The 21341-nt window shown below is 45.8% G+C and carries 13 protein-coding genes and 1 pseudogene; 7 read left to right on the top strand and 7 right to left on the bottom strand.

Annotated elements, in window-relative coordinates:
- Nucleotides 1-49: 49 nt before the first annotated feature.
- Nucleotides 50-787: a YciK family oxidoreductase gene (locus tag AC5YBZ_RS10650; protein WP_494521475.1), complete on the bottom strand. Its 738-nt coding sequence runs from the start codon at nucleotides 785-787 to the stop codon at nucleotides 50-52.
- Between the two features lie 260 nt (nucleotides 788-1047).
- On the opposite strand from AC5YBZ_RS10650, the gene AC5YBZ_RS10645 reads away from it, so the two are divergent.
- From AC5YBZ_RS10645 to AC5YBZ_RS10635, 3 genes are all read left to right on the top strand, one after another.
- Entirely contained in the window at nucleotides 1048-3579 is a 2532-nt protein-coding gene (locus tag AC5YBZ_RS10645; RefSeq protein ID WP_494542887.1) for a VolA/Pla-1 family phospholipase, read from the top strand.
- Nucleotides 3580-3713: 134 nt separating this feature from the next.
- Nucleotides 3714-4745 carry a protease SohB gene (gene sohB / locus AC5YBZ_RS10640; RefSeq protein ID WP_494523653.1) on the top strand — a complete coding sequence of 344 codons (1032 nt, stop codon included), beginning with the start codon at nucleotides 3714-3716 and terminating at the stop codon, nucleotides 4743-4745.
- Between the two features lie 202 nt (nucleotides 4746-4947).
- On the top strand, nucleotides 4948-5970 hold the full coding sequence (locus tag AC5YBZ_RS10635; RefSeq protein WP_494523652.1) for an AraC family transcriptional regulator: 1023 nt from the start codon (nucleotides 4948-4950) through the stop codon (nucleotides 5968-5970).
- An 81-nt stretch (nucleotides 5971-6051) separates the two neighbouring features.
- Here AC5YBZ_RS10635 and AC5YBZ_RS10630 read toward each other — a convergent pair.
- Both AC5YBZ_RS10630 and AC5YBZ_RS10625 read right to left on the bottom strand, forming a co-directional pair.
- Nucleotides 6052-8701 (bottom strand): annotated as a pseudogene (locus AC5YBZ_RS10630) (parallel beta-helix domain-containing protein).
- 321 nt (nucleotides 8702-9022) lie between these two features.
- Entirely contained in the window at nucleotides 9023-9592 is a 570-nt protein-coding gene (locus AC5YBZ_RS10625; protein WP_494523651.1) for an arylesterase, read from the bottom strand.
- A 58-nt stretch (nucleotides 9593-9650) separates the two neighbouring features.
- On the opposite strand from AC5YBZ_RS10625, the gene AC5YBZ_RS10620 reads away from it, so the two are divergent.
- Together AC5YBZ_RS10620 and AC5YBZ_RS10615 are read left to right on the top strand one after the other, a co-directional pair.
- Nucleotides 9651-10388, top strand: a complete 738-nt coding sequence (locus AC5YBZ_RS10620; RefSeq protein WP_494521481.1) for an ABC transporter ATP-binding protein — start codon at nucleotides 9651-9653, stop codon at nucleotides 10386-10388.
- Nucleotides 10388-12838 (top strand): ABC transporter permease, encoded by a 2451-nt coding sequence (locus AC5YBZ_RS10615; protein WP_494542886.1) that lies wholly within the window; start codon nucleotides 10388-10390, stop codon nucleotides 12836-12838. The genes AC5YBZ_RS10620 and AC5YBZ_RS10615 overlap by 1 nt, the downstream gene beginning before the upstream one ends.
- A gap of 85 nt (nucleotides 12839-12923) precedes the next feature.
- On the opposite strand, the gene AC5YBZ_RS10610 is transcribed toward AC5YBZ_RS10615, so the two are convergent.
- A complete protein-coding gene (locus AC5YBZ_RS10610) occupies nucleotides 12924-13847 on the bottom strand; it encodes a TIGR01777 family oxidoreductase (RefSeq protein ID WP_494521483.1) in 924 nt (307 codons plus the stop codon).
- A gap of 473 nt (nucleotides 13848-14320) precedes the next feature.
- Here AC5YBZ_RS10610 and AC5YBZ_RS10605 point away from each other — a divergent pair, with 473 nt between their 5' ends.
- Together AC5YBZ_RS10605 and AC5YBZ_RS10600 are read left to right on the top strand one after the other, a co-directional pair.
- Nucleotides 14321-15415, top strand: coding sequence for an AI-2E family transporter (locus AC5YBZ_RS10605; protein ID WP_494521484.1), 1095 nt, complete (start codon nucleotides 14321-14323; stop codon nucleotides 15413-15415).
- A gap of 20 nt (nucleotides 15416-15435) precedes the next feature.
- Nucleotides 15436-16362 (top strand): class I SAM-dependent methyltransferase, encoded by a 927-nt coding sequence (locus AC5YBZ_RS10600; RefSeq protein ID WP_494523649.1) that lies wholly within the window; start codon nucleotides 15436-15438, stop codon nucleotides 16360-16362.
- Between the two features lie 550 nt (nucleotides 16363-16912).
- On the opposite strand, the gene AC5YBZ_RS10595 is transcribed toward AC5YBZ_RS10600, so the two are convergent.
- The 3 genes from AC5YBZ_RS10595 to ackA all read right to left on the bottom strand — a co-directional run bounded on the left by AC5YBZ_RS10595 (nucleotide 16913) and on the right by ackA (nucleotide 21283).
- Complete coding sequence (locus AC5YBZ_RS10595; RefSeq protein WP_494523648.1) at nucleotides 16913-17344, bottom strand: nuclear transport factor 2 family protein; 432 nt, start codon at nucleotides 17342-17344, stop codon at nucleotides 16913-16915.
- A gap of 520 nt (nucleotides 17345-17864) precedes the next feature.
- The gene (pta, locus tag AC5YBZ_RS10590) at nucleotides 17865-20003 is read right to left on the bottom strand and encodes a phosphate acetyltransferase (RefSeq protein WP_494523647.1); all 2139 of its coding nucleotides are present in this window, start codon (nucleotides 20001-20003) and stop codon (nucleotides 17865-17867) included.
- A gap of 80 nt (nucleotides 20004-20083) precedes the next feature.
- Nucleotides 20084-21283: an acetate kinase gene (ackA, locus tag AC5YBZ_RS10585; RefSeq protein ID WP_494521488.1), complete on the bottom strand. Its 1200-nt coding sequence runs from the start codon at nucleotides 21281-21283 to the stop codon at nucleotides 20084-20086.
- Between the last annotated feature and the right edge of the window lie 58 nt (nucleotides 21284-21341).

Below are 21341 nucleotides of genomic sequence, written 5' to 3'. Positions count from 1 at the left end.
TGCATAGAAAAGGGAAGCGCAAGCTTCCCTTTTTTATAATTCAATCAGGCTATTGGGCGTTAAATTGCTGGCCTGTAATGTCACTAGAGTCATCACCCATTAGGTATAAGTAGGTTGGCATGAGCTCTTCTGGGGTTTTCAAGGTTTGTGGGTTTTCTGCTGGGTAGGCGTTGGCCCGCATACCTGTGCGAGTCGCCCCAGGGTTGATGCTATTGGCGCGCAGGGAAGTCCCTTGGTATTCATGGGCAATGGATTGCATCATGCCTTCGGTGGCGAATTTTGAAATAGCATATTCGCCCCAAAATGCGCGGCCCTGACGGCCAACACTGCTTGAGGTAAAAATGAGCGATGCCGATGGCGCTTTCTTCATCACGGGTAATAATGCCTTGGTCATCATGATCTCGGCAACCACGTTGACTTGCAATACATCTCTTACCGAATCGAGTGAGATATGCTCAAATGGCCCTAACACCCCTAATAAGCTGGCATTGTGCAGTAAACCATCTAGGTGGCCAAATTGCTGTTCTATGGTTTCGGCCATATCGATATAGTTTTGCTCAGTAGCGCCTTTTAAATCTAATGGCACAATAGCAGGTGTTGGGTAACCGGCTTGTTCAATTTGATCATATACGGCTTCAAGCTTTTTGACCGTTTTGCCTAATAAGATCACCGTGGCGCCATGCTCAGCGTATGCCAGTGCAGCGGCGCGTCCAATGCCATCACCTGCACCAGTAACCAATATGGTTTTATCTTTAAGTAAATCTTTTGCTGCCTGATATTCCAACATGAGTTAATTTTTCCTATTAGCGGAATTACCCGCCATTTCTATGATTTATTACAGTCAAAAACAGTTGTTTAAAACAAACGATTAAGTTACGACCTTTTCTAGTACCCCTTGTTGTGACAAAAATGTAGCTAACTCAATAATTTTACGTTAACTTGAGCTGAGATAGGGGCTGAAAAAGTCCTACGGGTCACGCAAGGAAGACTATTGTGACCAATTTTTGGGGAAAACAAAATTATTACAACAAGATTTGGGGAAAAAAGATGAAAAGACTCTTTTTGGGTGTTGCAATAGCATCCGCGTTAGGAATGACAGGTTGTAGCGAGGATAGTGTTGAGCAATTAGCGGATAAGACCGAACCGTTGACTCCTCAATCAACAATAGTATTTGATCCGGCTAATGGCGCAGTGCCGTTACCTAACGATCTGCTCTTTAGTGGTACGCTCGATGGTACCATCACTATTCCTAAAAGTTCAGATCCCGATGCGCCAAGTGAGGCGAAAGGTGATTACACTGATCCCACAATAGCGCTAGGGGCATTGGATGGTTGGTCTACCACCTCGCCAATTTCGATTAATGTTGCTCTGGCGACTAACAGTGAAGGCGAAGCGCTGACATTAGATGCCGCCTCTGTTGCTCAGCCTGGCGCGGTGCGATTGTTTGAAGCGACGGTCGGCGGGCCACTTTCAACCGATCCCGAATGCCAAGCGGCAGCTTCGGTATCGGCCTGTAAAGTGGGCGATGAGCTGCAATTTGGTATTGATTTTGTCACAACCACATCGGGTAGCACCATTGCCGTTATTCCGCTTAAACCACTTAAAGCCAATCAATCTTATATTTATGCTACCACCAATCTGGTACACGATTCAGAGGGCCGTGCGCTTGCGCCATCTTCGACTTACGGCTTGTTAAAGCTTGATATTGAAACCAAGCCGTTAGAGACACCTGAGCAGTTAATGCTACAAGGTTTAGTTAATAGTTATGAAAAAGGCATTGCCGCTGCCCACGGTGTTGACTCTTCAAGCATCAGTTATTCTGCTTTGTTTACCACTCAAGCGATCAGTGATGTCTATGAGACCACTAAGTTATTGATGTTACAAGAAGGCTCTCCATTTGCTCCTTCGATGACAATCCCCATGCCACATCCGTTAGGCCTGACCGTGGCAGAGGCTGCTGGTTTGACGGAAGCCGATGGTCCAGCTTATGTCGTATCGAGCCTTGCCGATGTTTATGTCGCACAGCTGACGTTGCCAACTTATGGGCAGTGTAACTCTGTAAGGTGTGCTGGCAGTATCGATGATGAATGGAGCGCAGGCAGGAATGGCTATTGGAAAGCATTAGGCGATAGCCCAGTCTCGGTACTGCTAGCGCTTCAATCTGGCACTATGAGTCAGCAAAACTTTGGCGCACAAGCGGTGGCACACGGTATCGATCCGAGTCAAGGATTGGCTAACCCAGCGTTGCTGGCAGGTAAAACGTGGCTGCTCGATGATGGCACTGCCGCCGATAAAGCCAAGCATTTGACTAAATTTAATCCGATCCCAGCGCCAACAGGTCGTGAGACAGTCCCTGTATTGATCTCTATGCCAAATGCAGAGAGATTAGCCGCTTTTTATACCGCACAAGGTTTACCCTTTACTGCTCCTACTGCTGGTTGGCCGACAACAATTGCCATGCATGGCTTAGGCGGGGGTAAAGAGATGTCACTTGCCTATGCCGGAAGCTATGCCGCCATGGGCGTTGCGACTATTGCTATCGATATGCCGCTGCACGGTGCGCGTTCATTTGATGCTGATGGCGATGGTACCTATGAAGTATCGGCGACAGACCCGTCATATGGTGCCGTTGTCGGGACGCCAGATGCATTTACAAATGGAAGTCCACTAGTCTTTATCAACATCGGCAGTACCTTGTCGGTCAGAGATAATTTCAGACAAGCGACTGTCGATCATTTAGGTCTTCGTGCGGCATTGACCGGATTAGCTGGCGGCCTAGCCGCTGCGCAGATGCCACAGATGTTCGACATTACTAAAATTAGCGCGCAAGGCTTGAGTCTTGGGGCGATAGTCGGTACTGACTTTGCCACCTATGCCAGCACAGGTTTAACGCACCCAGAAAATGGTGCCGATTTAAGCTATGTACATAAGCTCAATGCGGTATCGCTCGTTGCGCCAGCGGGTGGTGTTGCTGGTACCTTTATCGGTTCAGCGACTTTTGGTCCAGTACTGTTTAACAATGTTACTGCCACTGAAACGTTCCAAGCTTTAGTGGATGAAGCCAATAAGAGCACCAACTATGAACCAGGTTCGCCTGAATACGCAGCGCTTGTTCAGGCGGTATACGCACAGTTCCTGCCGACGTTTGCGTTTGCTGTACAAACAGCGGTGGATGGCATGGATCCAATTAACCACGCCGCAGCGTTAAAGGCGACAGGTTTGCCGGTTCACTTAATTGAAATTGCAGGTGATGGTAGCAACTTACCGGATCAAGTATTACCCAATAGCGTTGAGAACTTCCCTGTTTCAGGTACAGAGCCGTTAATCGCAAATCTCGGTCTTGAGTGTGTCGATACGACCACTGCTGGCTCGGGTGCGGTGCGCTTTAGTAAGGGTCATCATAGCTCTATCATCAGCCCAAGTGAGATCCCTGGTGTCACAGATGGTAAAGCGGGCGCTGCAACGGCAGAGATGCAGCAGCAAGTTGCCACTTTCGCCTTAACGGCCGGTAAGCAGCAGGCGTCTATCTTAATTCAAGATGCGTCGGTGATTCAACCGTGCCCAGTTGCCGCTCAGTAGCGATTTGAATAATTAGATAAAAAGCCCAGCATATGCTGGGTTTTTTTTATCACTGCATTTGTTATTCAAAGTAGTACTGATAGAATAACGGCCACATTTTTAGGGTAGTAATAGAGCCTCAAACGGAGTTTATTTTGGATTTTTTGTACGAGTATGGATTATTCCTTGCCAAGGCAGTCACTATCGTTATCGCCATTATCGCGGTAGTGGTGGTGATATTGGCGTCTGCGATTAAACAGAAAGCAGATAAAGGCGAATTAAAACTGACTAATTTGTCTGAAGAGTTACAGTCATTAAAGCACGATTTAAAAGAAGAGCTGCTGTCAAAGAAGCAGTTTAAGGCTTACGAAAAGCAATGTAAGGCGCAAGATAAAGCAAAAGAAAAGGCGGAAAAAAACCATGCTGATACACAGGTAGAGCCTAGGGTATTTGTCATTGACTTTAAAGGCAGTCTTGACGCCAGTGAAGTGGCATCACTGCGTGAAGAGATCAGCGCTATTTTAACCATTGCCGAAGCTGGCGATGAGGTGGTAGTGAATGTGGAAAGCGGCGGTGGTATGGTCCACGGTTACGGTTTGGCATCCAGTCAGCTTGATCGATTGCGCAGTGCAAATATCCCGCTCACTATCTGTGTGGATAAAGTCGCTGCCAGTGGTGGTTACATGATGGCGTGCGTTGCCGATAAGATTTACGCTGCACCGTTTGCTATCGTAGGCTCTATTGGTGTGGTTGCTCAAATTCCTAATTTTAATCGCTTACTGAAAAAGCACGATATCGATTATGAGCAACATACAGCGGGTGACTTTAAACGAACCTTGACTCTTTTTGGGGAAAACACCGATGAGGGACGTGAAAAGTTTCAGCAAGAACTAGAAGAAACCCATGTATTATTTAAAGGGTTTATCGCGAAATACCGCCCTAAACTTGATCTTGATAAAGTGGCGACGGGTGAGCATTGGTATGGTCAGCAAGCCATAGCATTAGGATTAATCGATGCGCTATCTACTAGCGATGATGTGATTATGAATCTGGCTAAAGATAAAACCGTAATTAAAGTGCGCTATCGATTGAAGAAAAAGTTGGCAGATAAAATTGCCCATGGTGCATCGCTCTGTGTAAATGCCATTTTTAATCGTATGGCTGAAAAAAATCAACCAATGAGTTGATCACTTCTCGGCATATTTTAAGACCCGCTTAAGGCGGGTTTTTTATTGGTTCTCTGTCTTGATCGCAATAGCGTTAATGTTTAATTGTTAAGTTTTGGTTAATACTGGTGTTCATTGCTGGTTTATTCTTATATAAATAATAAACACTAATTTAGTGCTCAGTTGATAAAGAGCCGGTAATGAATAAAAGTACGCTAACTCTATGAACTTTCCCCGACGCTTTGAAGCAACACTCATGGTTGGCGATCAACCTTACCCCGCATATGAACTTCGTAATTTACTGATGTTTGTCGCACAATATTATGGTGAAAGGCACCAGATGCGGTTATGCCAAGAGATTGGTATTGGTTTAAGTGAAGTGTCACAAATGCAATTTGTGTCGGTATGGCAGGTGGATTACGCCATGGCTTATTTAAGTCAGTTAGATGCCAATCTCGAGTTAGGGGCGAAATTAGGGGCAAGTTGTCGCTTACAGGATCTGGGCTATATCTTGCATCATTTATCGAGGTGTGCGACCTTAGGTGATTGTTTAAATTTTGTGATTTCGTCTCCGCAGTTGGTGGGCAGTGTCTCTGATACCTTACTGGGTAATGGTAAGCAAGTATTGTCATTACGCTGGTTAAATACCGCAAAAATTGCTAGAGGACACTTTAGATTACAGTTTTTAAATAGTGTTTGTTCGATGCTCGCCATCGCACGGCAACTGACTTTACAGCCGATAGTGCTGGACCAACTGTGTTTAGTCGATAAACAAGTTACTCATTCGAGCTGCGATTTTTTACCACACTATACTCAGGCCAATGTGCGATATAACAGCCCGTTTTATGAATGGTCTATTAATCGACAGCAACTCGCGCTGCCCATATGCTTTGATTTTCATGCTATCTCTTTTGAACGTAATTACGTGGCGACACCTTCTTTTATCGAGTCAATATTATGTGAGTTAAAGCGTGGCTTTCCGGATACCCCAAAACTGCAACAAATGGCCACAATACACAATGTTTCGGCACGAACCCTTAGGCGACGGTTAGCATTGGCGGGCACCAGTTATCAGAAATTGATTGACCAAGTACGTTGCCAAACCGCAATTGCGTTAATCGTGCAGGGAGATTGCAGTACGCAGGAAATAGCTGAATTGATGGGATTTGGAGAAGTCAGTCATTTTCGACAAAGCTTTAAGCATTGGTTGGGTTACCCTCCAGGGTATTTTAAGCGTCAGCTTTAGTTATCATTAGAACTGAATTGACCGAGTGTATTGCTGTAGTGAAGTAAGGCTGCCACAAGGCAGCCTTACGGTTTTAGCGTGTTACAGTGAGCAACTTGCACGAGGTAAACGATTAATCCACTGTGCAATCAAAGCACTACCTTCGGCATGAGATAGACTGCGGCCAATCTCTGGCATGCGATCGCCTGGTGTGGTGCTATGCATCCTAAAATGGAGGATTGAGGTTTCAGCGCTGCCCGGTACGATATCGTAGCTTAGCGTGCCGCCTCCATAAGCCACTGGTGATTTACAGGTACCGTGTGCATATCCACTGTCTTCGTCGTAAGCTCGCCAAAACTCAAGCTTTAGTCCGGTATTAGAGGCATTGCCTTCTGGGCGGTGACAATGAGCGCAGTTAATATCTAGGTAGCCCTTAGCTTTATGCATTAATTCGGCATCAGAGAGGCTGGTTAAATCCAACTCATCTCCGTCGTTAAATGATGGTACCTTAGCTATGCTATTTATCTCAGGTACACCTTGTAAAATGCCCGCTGACTGCCATTTTAACAACTGATTCATATTGCCATCACTATAAACATAATCTTTATTGAGGTGACGAGCTTTAGGGTCCTATAGGGACAAACACTGCCTGACTGGTATCATCGGCTTTAAATTGATGACATTGCTTACATTGATTCATGCTCGGCACCACATAGTCAAAGCTTAAGTTTTCGCCTTTGTGAATGAGCTGTTTGGCTTGAATGGCACCCGCTTTAGCTAAAATCGCATCATTTTGCTCGGCGTTATACACATATGGTAAGGCTGACCAACCTGACGCGCGTCTAATCAGTAAGCGGGTCTCAACTAAGCTCTCATTATCGACCCCACGTTGAGCGGTATCAGCTGGTAGGGCAAAGGTTTTGGCTATCACGGTTCCCACGGGGAAATCCATGCTTTCGTTGGCAGAATAGCTAGCAAATAACCCCTCTGGGACGAAAACAAAACGGTACTTACTGGAATAGTCAGTAAATAGCTCGGTATTAAGATCATATGGCAGGCCCTCAGAGTTTGCTCCTGTTGTTGGATCACTCGGATCGGCAAATAAGTTGTAGTCAGATAAATTAGGGCAGTTAGAGGCTAACAGCGCGCTCCAATTGACTCCGCTATCGTTCGACTGACATAAGCTTAAATCGCCATCGCCGATTAAGTCCGCTTCACCTTCACCTATGGAGCCCCCGCCGCCGATTAAGACTCCGCCATCACAACCTGCGACGCTATCGTCAACGCCGCAACCGAAGATTTGATCACCAAAAGTGACCGTGTGGACCGGAAGGCTCACTTGAGCACAGTTCATTAATGCCGCTTGTTTACTTTCGTATAAGACATCCACAATATTGATATCGGTATTACTGTTAGCGTACAGACGGCCGAAAGAGACATCCCCATTGTTACTCGCGCAGACATTATCGCTACCATCGTCAGCAAAGGGCATCTCTTTTAGGCCTAAATAAGCGGCGCTGCCATTATTGGCTAAGAGTTCACCAAGGCCATCATAAAGTACTCCTGGAAAGGCACCATGAGTGAACAAATAAGCTTTGATGATGTCATTAATCAAGTAACCGTTGGGTTTTCTCCCGTACTCGCTGATAAAGTTATCATGCAGATAAATATTGCGTGGGGTCGCGCGCCAACCATCTTCGATAGACTGACCCGGCTGACCATAATTACCAACAAAAGTGGCCATATCAGGCTCGGCAATGAAGAAACTGGATATGGTGACCCCCAGCGTGTCATGATCCGTTATTTGATTGTTGAAAATTTCAACATCACTCGTGGATAAAATGATTATCCCTGTCCCTGGGGGAACAATGTGAACACCTGCCGGATTAGCTGAGGCGTTGGCGAAATTGGGGGTGTTGTTATCGTATATTTTGTTATTAAATATTCTGACACTTGAGCCATATCTATGGTTATTAATGGGTAAATCAAATACCAGAATGCCGCCGGTATTGCCCATGGCCTCATTATCGTAAACGTCGGCGTATTTAGAGTTTTCGATTTCAATCCCCGCAACATTTTCTTTGGCAATATTACGTCGCACAACGATATATTGAGATTGACCAACATAAATACCAGCGTCAGCACTGCCTCGCACATAGGTATCTTCAATCAGAATATTTTCACATTCAACAGGGTATAGGCCATAAGCGCCATTATTTTCGTCTAGCGCACCTTCCCAGATAGTGGCGAGGCGCCGTAGTATGATGCCATTGGTATTTTTGAGTTTAATACCATTATTTTTGGCTTCGTTAACCGATAGATCTTGGATGATAATGTTGACAGCATTTTGCACAAAAATACCGTCACCACTTATTGATTCTGAAAAGTTAAGTACGGTTTCCTCCATACCGTAACCCATAATCGTAATGTTTTTAGCATAAGCCCCATCGCCATCAACATCACCATCAAATAGCAAAGTTGACTCAATATTAAAGGTGCCTTTTGGCAGTACAATCACATCATTACTTTGTGCATTAATCAGTGCTTCTTGAATTCGGGTTGTTAGGTTATCACCTGCAGCAATCATTATTGCACCATCCGGAAAGCCTGCACTAGTATCATCGGGAATGGTGGCAGTCGGTGGCGCAGTGACTGTAGGGGTATCATCATCTTGAGAGCAGGCTGCAAGTGACATTGCGACAGCACCTGCAATGAGAGTGGTGATTAACCACTTAGGGCGGTTGTTGAACATGGTTTCTCCTCATTATTTTTCTTATAGCTGTCCTAGCTTGCCCTGACATCGTAGATATTCAATATGAGATCTGGCCAACATTTTATTAACATTTGGTGTGGTAGGCAATTTGCCCCGCAAAGAAGTGGTAACTATTATTCAGTCATCGCATTTTTACATAATTAAAATAGATGGTTAGCGGTATTTATAATCCAGCGGATCGGCTCTATTTACGGCGAGGCGAATATCAGGAGGGGGATGTGCAATTTATCTCTTTAGAGGTAGGGAGGTTTAGTCTCCCTACGATTAACCATAGCGTCAACACACGCCATAGGGTTGATCCTAAAGCGACGCGGGCTGCGTATCTAACAGCCAAGGCTGCACAAAGTCGGCAATCTGCGGTTGAGCAGCTTGGTTAGGATGGATACCATCGGCCTGCATGAGGTGAGGGTGTATGGCAATATCTGTCATAAAAAAGGGCATTAAAGTCACTTGATGCTCCTTGGCTAAGTCTTGATAAACTTGAGTAAATATTTTGGCGTAACGCGGTCCATAGTTAGGTGGTACCATGACCTCACTTAATAGCACTTTAGCGCCTGCTTGTTTACTCAGGCTGATCATTTCGGCAAGATTAGTCTTTAGCTGCTTGGGTGAAAAACCGCGCAGACCGTCGTTACCACCGAGTTCGATAAGCACCAGTTTGGGCTTAACTGATTTCAGCAGCCCTGGTAACCGACGAAGGCCGCCTGCGGAGGTTTCTCCGCTGACAGAGCCATTGACTATGGTTTTATCGGGCATTTTTTGTTGCAACAGATGCACCCAACCTTGATCTTGCTCCATACCATAACTGGCACTTAGGCTATCACCTAGTATCAAGATTGGGCTAGCATGGACAGGGGCCATATTGAGCATTAGGCCGAGGCCGAGCAGTCGCAACACAACATTTAAGCGAAGGATGAATAGGGATTTTATGTCAGACAATAGCGCTATCACGGTAAATAATCTCATTAAGTCAGTGGCTACCCAAGAGGGAGAGCTTACTATCCTCAACGGCATCAAGATGGATGTCAAGTTAGGCGAGAGTGTGGCGATCCTCGGCCCCTCGGGATCGGGTAAATCGACCTTGCTTGGGTTACTGGCGGCATTGGACTCACCGACGTCTGGCGAGATATATCTCGATGGTGTCGCATTGCACGGTCTTGATGAAGAAGGTAAAGCGAGGTTGAGGAAGGAAAAGGTTAGCTTTATTTTTCAATCGTTTATGCTAGTAGATACCCTCAATGCATTAGAAAATGTGATGTTGCCGGCAGAGTTATCAGGGGTTGAGCGTGCCCGTGAAAAGGCCGAAGCTATGCTCGAGCGCGTTGGTTTAAGTCATCGTTTAACCCATTTTCCTAACCAGTTATCGGGGGGAGAGCAACAACGTGTCGCGATTGCGCGGGCGTTTATCTGCGAGCCTAAGGTGCTGTTTGCCGATGAGCCTACGGGTAATCTCGATGGTGCCAACAGCGACAAGGTCGCTGATATGTTATTTGAACTTAACCGTGATAGTGACACGACCTTGGTTTTAGTCACCCATGATCTGCAGCTGGCTAACCGCTGTGAGCGTCAATTTATTATGCAGGCAGGAGTGTTAACTGAGCCAGATGAAACGCTGCAAACCGCTTCCCATGAGTCAGATAAGTTGGCATCGATGGAGGCAAGTTAATGGAGATGCGCATTGCATGGAAGTTATTTAAGCGTGAGCTGTTTCAGGGCCAACTTCTGCTGATCATCTTAGCCATTACCCTAGCAGTATTATCAGTCACAGGGCTAGCACGGGTAAGCGAGCGATTACAAATTGCCATCAATGGGCAGGCGTCTAAATTTATTGCCGCCGACCGTATTATCAATTCGCCAACGCCCATCGACAGCGAGATTTTAGCTATAGCAGATACCCTAGGGCTCGCGCACGCTCAGAGCATGCAGTTTAATTCCATGGTGTTTGCTAACGATAATTTTCAGCTGGTTACCGTCCGTGCGGTAGATTCAAATTACCCGTTAAAAGGTCAAATCGAGTTAATTGATGGCGTGACCAATACCTTACCGCAAGCAGACACCTTATGGTATGAGACGCGTCTGGGTGGCATATTAAGTTACCCCAGCTCACTTGAGATTGGTAATGCCGAATTTCACCTGGGCGCCGAGATAGCGCGTCTACCCGATGCGGGTTTTAATCCTTTTGCTTCGTCACCTGTGGTATTGATGCGTCTCGAGGACGTGGGGAAAACGGGGGTGATTCAACCAGGCAGCCGAGTCAGTTATATTCATCAGTTTGCGGGCGATGCCGATAAGCTAACCTCATTTGAAGAGGCCGTTAAACCGCTGCTTAACAACAGCCAACGCTGGGTCGATGTGCAATCGGGGGATTCTCCCATTGCCAGTGCGGTTAAACGGGCGGAGCGTTTTTTACTCTTGGCCAGTTTACTGGGTATCGCACTTGCCTGCGCCGCTATTGGTATTGCGGCTCAGCGCTATTGTCAGCGCCATTTTGACGTCGTCGCTATGCTTAAAACCTTCGGCGCATCGAGCCAGCAAATTCGCGTGTTATTTGGCGTGCATCTCTTACTTGTCACCAGTTTAGGCATTATTTTAGGGCTACTTGGTGGGCTCGCGCTTGATGCAATGTTAACCGCTTATTTACCTCAAGCGATTGCCGACTATGACGCACCCTTGGCTCGGCCGCTTTTATTGGGCGTAGCAACCGGGCTTATTTCGGCGTTTATGTTTTCGGCTTATCCGCTGATGCGCTTGTTATCGATTCCGCCATTAAGGGTGCTGCAGCGGCAGCTTGAAGCCGTGCAGTTTGGCATGTGGTTACACCTAGTTTTGAGTGTCGGTGCCATGGCCTTGTTAGGTTATTTGTATTCGCAAAGCCTTGCGCTGACCATGACAGTTGTTGCTGGTGTATTGTTGTTAGGAATACTGCTGAGTCTCTTTGGTTTTGTGCTTATCAGGGCTGGTCACAGCGTAGGCATGAAAACTACCAATCCTATGCAATTGGCATTAGCAGGTCTGCGCCGTCGAGCAAAACAGAATGCGGTACAACTGGTGGGCTTTAGTAGTGCGTTAGTACTCTTGTTGACTATCATTGCGTTGCGTCAAGACCTGCTCAATGAGTGGCAACAGCAGCTGCCAGAGGGGTCACCTAATTACTTTTTAGTCAATATTGCTCCTGATGAGCAGCAAGCCCTTAATGAGTACTTTAGTCAAAATGCGATAAAGGCTACCGATATTTATCCGGTGATCCGTGGACGTTTGGTGCAGATCAATGGCGAAGACTTGATTTCATCGGCTCAAGCCGATGCGGGCGATCAAGGCCGGGTGGGAATATCCAGAGAGCTCAACCTGACCTGGCGTGATAATTTACCTCCTAATAACGATCTGTTATCGGGCACATTTAACCAAGACAGTGATGAGGTATCAATTGAGTCTGGCGTCGCAGAACGCTTGGGCGTTGATTTAGGTGATGCATTAACTTTTGAAATAGATAATCAAAGGTTCACGGTGAACATTGCCAGTATACGTGCGGTGCACTGGGAAACCTTACAGCCCAACTTTTTTATGATTTTCACCCAAGAGGCGTTAGCGCCTTTTGCGTATACCTCCATGGCTAGCTTTTATCTTGAAGACAGTCAAAAGCATCTGGTACTTGAGTTGATTAAACGCTTTCCAACCGTGTCGATTATTGATGTGGGCGCCATGGTTAAGCAGTTGCGTGAGATCATCGACCAAGTGTCGTTATCGCTCACCTTAGTGCTGGTTCTGGTATTGCTCGCCAGTAGTTTAGTGATGGTGGCGCAAACGGAAGCGGGCATGGCAACGCGCCAACGCGAACTTGCCGTGTTAAGGACGTTTGGTGCATCGGGCTGGTTATTGCGCATGGCGACCGCACTAGAATTTGCCTTATTGGGGCTGATAGCCGGGGTGATGGCTGTGGTTGTGGCCGAATTCACCTTGTATCTGTTAAAGACCCAAGTGTTTGAGCTTGTTGTGTATATGCATTGGGATTGGTGGATATTAGCGCCACTGTCTGGCGCCGTAATTGTGGCTTTGTTAGGCACCTGGCGTTGCCGTCAATTACTGCAAAAGTCGTGTGGTGAGTTACTCAAAGCTTGAGCATAAAAATAGAGGCCGGTGATTCCGTCAGGGATCGCTGGCCTCTTGTGTCAGCGCGGTAGCTTAGACACTGTCATCTATACCGTTAATCATGTTGTATTAATGCGGTTAGTGCCTCGGGTAGTTGTGGGTATGTAAACTGATAACCCGCTGCTAATGCACGATTAGGGTAGACATATTGCCCCTCGAGTAGCAATTGTGAAAGCTCACCTAAAGCAATATTCAGCGCCATAGCAGGCATAGGTAAAAAAGTGGGTCGATGCAGCACTTTGCCTAATGCTTTAGTAAAGTCTTTATTACTCACCGGATTGGGCGCCGTGCCGTTAAAAATGCCACTACACTTATCATTGCGGAGTAAGAAAAGGATGAGTTCCACTAAATCCGCTTGATGTATCCAGCTCATCCCTTGCTTGCCTGAGCCGATAATGCCTCCACCGCCCATTTTAAAGGGCAGTAACATCTTTTTCAGCGCGCCGCCGTCAAGGCCTAGCACTAAACCAATGCGTACAATACAAACCCGTGTGCAGTCAGCGGCTTCCAGTGCTAATTCCTCCCAGTGTGAACAGACTCGATGGGCAAAATCAGTAGAATGGCTAGCTTCATGCTGCTGAGTTAACTCAAAACTCTCATCAATTAAGGTGTGATCATCATGATTACCGTAGATCCCAATCGCCGAACCACTAATAAACACCGACGGCGGATGTTGACTGGCGTTAAACAGTTGGCTGAGCCGTGCGGTGATATCCCAACGGCTGTGACAAATTTTCTGTTTTTGCTCTAAGGTCCAACGCTTGTCGGCAATTGGCTCGCCCGCAAGGTTAATCACTGCATCGAATCCGTCTAGCGAGGATAACGCACTGAGGTTGCCAAGGAGTCGATGTTGATGGCCCAGCTCGAGATGTGCTTTACCCGCGGAGCGGGTCAATATGGTGATGTCATTATCGGCGCTTAATGCCTTAACGAGTTGCCGCCCGATAAAGCCCGTGCCTCCCGTGATGAGTATTTTCATGGTTGCTCCACTTTTTTGTGCGTTATCAAAAATATACACTAACTATTATCGTTAGGATCATATTATTGCTAATAATTTAATCGGCGCTAATATCTAGGCAATGACGCAAGGTTGTTAAGAACAAGGTATTGGTGCCCGTTTGAGCTGCACTGTCGGGATAACCTGAGTGTTTGGGTTAGAGTGTATGAGTGACTATGATATTTAATGGCTAATTAAGTCATTATGTTGTTTGCTAAAGCGGTGATCCACAGTTTCTGCTAAGGTGTTGGTTGCAATCAAAGTAATGATTTATTTAATCATAGTGCGATAATTTAATTCACTATGGTGAAACCAAGGTTGAATGATTTGGTTTGAAGTAAGTGGTGTTAGTCGATAAATGAAGATAGCGTTAGGTGACCATTTGCAGTGTGGTGGTATCTTAATACAATTCACACTTTATCATTTTATAGTTTATTTATAAGGATATTATGTAGATGGCTCGATTTGAAAACCAAGGCGTCGCATTTAAAGGTTTTGCCATTATGGCCTTTATAGTGGTGATTTTAGCTGGTATGAAGGCGGCTAGCCCGATAGTGGTACCATTTGTATTATCGGCTTTTATTGCGGCTATCTGTAATCCTGCAATTAATGGGATGACCCGACTTAAGATCCCTAGGGCGATTGCGATTTTCTTTATGATGGTATTTATCGTACTGATGGGACTTTGGATGGCTTCACTAGTAGGCAGTTCTATCAACGAGTTTTCACGTCAGTTACCGCAATATCGTGACCAGTTAGTCGAACAATTCGCCTGGATTTTGACGAAATTACAAACGTTAAATATTGAGTTATCACGTGAGCAGATCTTGGCTTATTTTGATCCAGGTGCCGCTCTGTCAATGACCAGCAATATGTTGTCTAGTGTGGGCGGGGTGATGGCTAATCTGTTTTTGATCATCCTAACCGTCGTCTTTATGTGGTCTGAAGCGGAAAGTTTACCTAAAAAATTACACTTCGCCTTGGATGATCCTGACATGCGCTTAAAGCAGATCGATAAATTTCTGCATTCAGTCAATCAATATATGGTGATTAAAACCCTAGTTAGCCTAGGGACAGGTATCATAGTTGGCATAGGCTTGACTGTGATTGGCGTGGATTACGCATTACTGTGGGCGGTGGTGGCGTTTCTGTTTAACTATATTCCCAATATTGGCTCGATTATCGCGGCTATTCCTGCTGTATTGCTAGCGTTTATTCAGGTTGGACCTGCCGCCGCTGGCGGAACAGCATTGCTCTATTTAGCAACCAATATGGTGATGGGCAATGTAGTGGAACCTAAATATATGGGTCGAGGGTTAGGCTTATCGACCTTGGTTGTTTTTTTATCATTAATTTTTTGGGGATGGCTATTAGGTTCGGTTGGCATGTTGTTATCTGTGCCGCTGACGATGATTGTCAAGATTGCCCTAGAGTCGAGTGAGAGTGGTGGCTGGTTAGCTGTATTATTGGCCGATAAGGTCGATGAGGTGGCTGATATCGCTGATATCGCTACCGATGAATCAGTGGCTGACAATGATAGTCAGGCTTAATTAATAGGTTATAAAATTTAATGCAATTATTTGTACAAGCATTGCAACACGCTACTTTTGGTGATGATGCAGAGCGCCTTTTTCATGGCCGTGGTGGTATGTTTACTGGGTGTGAGCACCTATGTTTAGATTGGTTTCCTCCGGTATTACTTTTAACCAGTTTTAAGGCCATCGATGATGAGGAAATTAAGGTATTAACAACGGCAATCTCTCAGCGCTGGCACCAACTTAAAGGGCAAGAGGCCCTTAACTTGGTATTTCAACACCGTTGTGGCGGTCAGACAGAAACCCAACTGCTTCAAGGTGAAGTCCCTGAACCCCATTATGTTACTGAGAATGAGGCACAGTTTCAGGTGCACCTGTTAAGAGGGCAGAATCACGGTTTATTTCTCGATATGCGAGCGGGTAGGGCCTGGGTGAAGCAACACGCTAAGCAGCGGAAAGTACTTAATCTATTCGCTTATACCTGTGGCTTTTCAGTGATGGCACTGCAAGGTGGTGCCGATGAAGTGGTTAATATCGACATGAGTAAGGGCGCGTTGAGTATTGGTAAGCAAAACCATCTGCGTAACGGTTTTGCTCATGGCGCCCGCTTTTTAGGCCATGACATTTTTAAATCATGGGGCAAACTAACTAAATTTGGGCCTTATGATCTGATTATTGCCGATCCGCCGAGTAATCAGCGTGGCAGTTTTGTTGCAACAAAAGACTACGCCAGATTATTAAGGCGTCTTCCCAGCCTCTTATCTGAAGAGGGAGATATTTTGCTGTGTCTAAATGCACCTGAACTGGATATCGATTTTTTGATGCAACAGGTGGCAGAACATAGTCCTAGCTTAGCGTTTATTGAGCAGTTGGCTAACCCTGAAGTGTATTGCGATAAAGATCCCAATAAAGCCCTTAAAGTGCTGCGTTATCAGCATAAGAAGGATAGCGCCCTAACATAATTATTGAATAGGAGATTTTACTTATTCAAGACTATGGCGTAGCGTCATAGTCTTGCTCTCAATATCACTTATGCTTTTGACTAAAAATATAGTTATTATGTGGGCTAAAAACGTATGTCAATCTGAAAGTCTTTCAGGTTTTGTCGATATCTTCTGTGTGAAGTGGTTTTTTAACCTTTAAGCGGTAACGCTTTTGAAAGTTTTCTGTAAGTCGGCGTTTTTTGATGTTAGTATGCACGCCATAGTTTGCTGAGAGGCAGATTAATACCCAAGGCAAAATGCGTTCATAAAGCATGCCTGTATCCTACAATACTATCTGGAGTCGTTATGGAAGCATATGATTACGAAAGCGCATATTACCAAGTTCAAGATGAAGTGATGGAATCACTGCCTGTTGAAATGGATGAAGAAACGTTTTTGGATAAGGGATTATGTTAATGGCTAACGCCATAACTGAGTCAGCGTTATCCTATCCACAATGTGCATAAGGCCGATTTCAGATAAAAATAGCAATCATCAGGTTGCTATTTTTTTGCTTTTTATCAATAACCTAATTTAAATTACCTTTCTCAGGTAATATCTCAACTATTACCCAGCGGTTATCCATTTTATGTAATCTAATAGTACGGTCATCTATCCATTGCTGCCCGTCTTTTTGGCCGAAGAACTTCACTATGACCGTAATGTCTTTGGTGAATTTACGAAAAAAATCGATATCAATCTCTTCTATTTCTAGCGTGACATTTGTCATTGATAGATTGAGTACATGGCGTTGTACCGCTGAAGCGATATAGTAATGCTGCAGGACTTGCTGCATTGGCTCATCGACATATTGCAGCGCTTGTTCTACATTCCTATCGACATAGATGGCGTTGAAAAATCCCAATGACACCTGCTCCGGGGTTTGTATTCCCTTCATCGGATCGCTACCCTGACTGCAACCAGCAAGTAAAACCATCACCAAAAAAAGTAAGTTTCTCATAAAGTTTATATAGGTAAGTTTGTTAAATAGTATCGCGACTCTGCATTGACTTGGCAAGGGGTAGAGCTACTCGCCGTTACCTGTGTGTAGGTTAGATCTACGAACAGATTTGGATGTCGATAAATTGACCAGTCGTTTTCTCTACAAGGGAGCAAAGCTACCAAGGTTAAGTGTCATCATCAAGGTGTACAGTCGATAAGAATACACGTTAACCTGCCGCGGTACCAATTTTAAGGCCTGTTGCCACAAATTGCTTGACTATGGCGCAGCAATCAGGCATATCTTAATGAATAACTTATTGCGGTTATCCACAGAATCTGTGGACAACTATGTTGAAGACTAGATGCATAACTTTTAAGTCGTTGAACTTAATTGATAATAACTATTGGTTAAATTTTGACGCATTGTGATTTTGATTGAGTTATTTGTCCTTTTCTAATATTTTTTTATTTCCAATAATAAAAAAGCCTGTCGATTGACAGGCTTTTTTGTGGGTAACGACTTACCTTGGGATCATGGCTTAACTTTGTGAAGCTTGAATCGCGGTCAGTGCGATGGTGTAGACGATATCATCGACTAATGCACCACGTGAAAGGTCGTTAACCGGCTTGCGCATACCTTGCAGCATAGGACCGATACTAATCAAGTCAGCACTTCGCTGTACGGCTTTGTAAGTGGTGTTACCGGTATTTAGGTCTGGGAACACAAATACAGTCGCTTGACCAGCTACAGGGCTGTTTGGTGCTTTAGAACGGGCCACATTAGGCATAACTGCTGCGTCATATTGCAGTGGTCCGTCGATGATCAGATCGGGACGCTTCTCTTTGGCGATACGTGTTGCTTCACGCACTTTGTCTACATCAGATCCTGTGCCCGAGCTACCCGTTGAGTAGCTGATCATTGCCACGCGAGGCTCAATACCGAATGCTGCTGCGCTTTCCGCTGACTGAATGGCGATATCGGCCAGTTGCTCTGCATTTGGATCTGGATTAATCGCACAGTCACCGTACACCAGCACTTGATCTGGCATCAACATAAAGAAGATAGAAGAGACTAAGCTTGAACCCGGCGCGGTTTTAATTAACTGCAGCGGTGGGCGAATAGTGTTTGCTGTGGTGTTAACGGCACCCGAAACGATACCGTCAACTTCACCTTGGGCTAACATCATAGTCCCAAGAACCATGTTGTCTTCAAGCTGTTCACGCGCGACGACTTCAGTCAGCCCCTTGTGACGACGAAGATCGAGCATAGGCTCAACATAACGCTCGCGCACGGATTCTGGCTCAACAATTTCAACGCCATCGCCCAGTGTAACGCCTTGTTGGTTGGCGATACGCAAGATCTCTTCGCGATTACCTAGTAGTACACAACGAGCGATACCGCGCTGTGCACAAATGGCAGCCGCTTCGATGGTTCTAGGTTCGTCGCCCTCGGGTAATACCACGGTTTTAGCCGCAGCACGCGCCATTTCAGTGAGTTTGTAACGGAAAGCCGGTGGTGAGAGTCTGTGTTCGCGAGGTGAGTTTTCGGTCACACTCTCTACCCAGTTTTGGTCGATATGGCTAGCCACATACTCTTGTACCTGTTCGATACGCACGGCGTCATCGACAGGCACTTCATGATCAAAACGTTGAATATTAAGTGATGTTTGCCATGTGTTAGTGTCGATAAGGAACACAGGCAAACCCGTTTCAAAGGCTTGCTCACACAATGCCATAATCTCAGGCTCTGGCTCATAGCTACCCGTGAGCAGCAGTGCGCCAACCTTGACCCCGTTCATTGCTGCTAGGCAAGCCGATACAATCACATCTGAGCGATCGCCCGAGGTGACTAACAATGAGTCGGTTTTAATGTGGGTGACCATGTTAGGAATACTGCGCGCGCAGAAGGTTACTTTGCGCAAGCGGCGGGTATGCATTTCGCCAGCGTTAATGATGCGCGCGCGTAAGTGCTTAGCCAGATCCGATGCCCGTGGCGCGACCAGATCTAAGTTGTAAGGTACGCTGCCTAGAATACGCAGTTTACTCTTACCTGGCAGTTGGAACATGCTTGCTGGATCGGGGCGCTGCACATCTTGATGGTCAAATACTTCAGACAGATCAGGGCGAGCACGACCTTCATCATCAACAGGTGCGCCGATCTTGTTGATAATCGCGCCGATAATGCGTTTGTTTTTAATGCCGCCCCAAGCGTTGAATGCAATTTCAAGGCGGTTCATCAGTGCCGTTGGGGTTTCATTTCCCGGCGCTGCGACGAAAATAATATCCGCATCAAGTGCTTTGGCAATCTGATAGTTGATATCGTCAGAGAACGGATGGTTTCGGGTTTGCACTAAACCTTCGACAATCAATGTTTCACTGGCATCGGCACATTCAGTAGCACGCGCAATGATCTGTTCCATTAACACATCGGTTTGATCGTTGCGGATCAGGTTTTCAGCGTGAGCCATATCGAACGGCTCAAGCGGGTTTACTGTAGGCGACTTACTTAAAATAGTGGTCGAACGTTCAGGGCCTGTATCGGTTGGACGCTGCTGAGCGATAGGCTTAAAAAAACGCACCTTGACGCCGTGGCGCTCTAACGCACGAACCATACCGAGACTGATAGACGTTAAGCCTACACCAGTGCCGTTAGGTATGAGCATGATATTACGAGACATAAATACCTCTAGTTACCCTGCAAGTTAACACTTGCAGGTCAATTTACGCTTAGGCGAGACGGGTTAATCCCGACTCACTATTATTTATTGAGCAGTGATACCGCGTCTTCGGCGATAACCCACTCTTCATTGGTTGGAATAACCATGGCGATTGGGCTATTGTCAGTGGTTATCCGACCTTGGTTGCCAAAACGTGCTGCGGTGTTACGTTCTTTATCCACTTCGAAATTGAAGATAGAAAGTAAGTTAAGCACTTTTTCACGGATAAGATCGGAGTTTTCACCAATACCGCCGGTAAAGACCAATGCGTCTAGGCGGCCGAGTGGCACAGTATAAGAGGCGATATACTTGGCTAAACGATAGCAGAAAATTTCCAATGCCAGTGTCGCGCCTTTATGGCCATTTTGATAACCTTCTTCGATGCCACGGCAGTCATTGGTCAGTTCAGAAATGCCCAGTAGGCCACTTTGCTTGTTCATCAAGTTGTTGACTTCATCTGCAGTGTAGCCAAGTTGATGAATTAGGTGATATACGATAGAAGGGTCCATATCACCACAACGTGTGCCCATCACTAAGCCTTCAAGCGGTGTTAAGCCCATTGAGGTATCAACACTCTTACCGCCTTTAATCGCTGTAACAGATGCACCGTTGCCTAAGTGGGCGCAGATAACATTGGTGTCGCTCAGTTCTGTACCTAAGGCTTTCGCCGCTTCACGGCTAACGAATAGGTGACTGGTACCATGTGCGCCATAACGACGGATACCGTGCTCACGGTATAGTTTATATGGCAGTGCATAGATGTATGCATGTTCAGGCATGGTTTGGTGGAAAGCAGTATCAAATACAGCAACTTGTGGTAGCTCAGGGAAAGATGCTTGTGCAGCGCGAATACCGATCAGGTGAGCAGGGTTGTGCAGCGGTGCAAATACTGCGCTGTCCTCAACCCCCTTAAGCACGGTTTCATCAATAATGACTGACTGAGTGTATTTCTCGCCGCCATGAACGATACGGTGACCAATCGCTTGGATCTTTTCTGCAATTTGCGGATGTTCACCCAATATTTTGGTTACGATGAACTCAACTGCTTCACGGTGAGCGGTAAAAGCGCCTAATTTGGCTTCAGATTTAGCGCCGTTAACCTTCCACTTAATACGTGAGTCTTCAAGACCAAAGCACTCTGCTAAGCCAGAGATCTGGTCATCACCTGTGAGGGCATCAATAATAGCAAACTTCAATGAAGAACTGCCGCAGTTAAGTACCAATACCAGTTTATTTGACATGTTTAAAACCTTTTGCAAAGTAGATGAATCGGGTGCGTTCACCAAAATGTAATGGCTG

It is taken from the genome of Shewanella sp. 553 (assembly GCF_059338375.1).
This window is presented reverse-complemented; position numbering and strand designations above follow the sequence as displayed.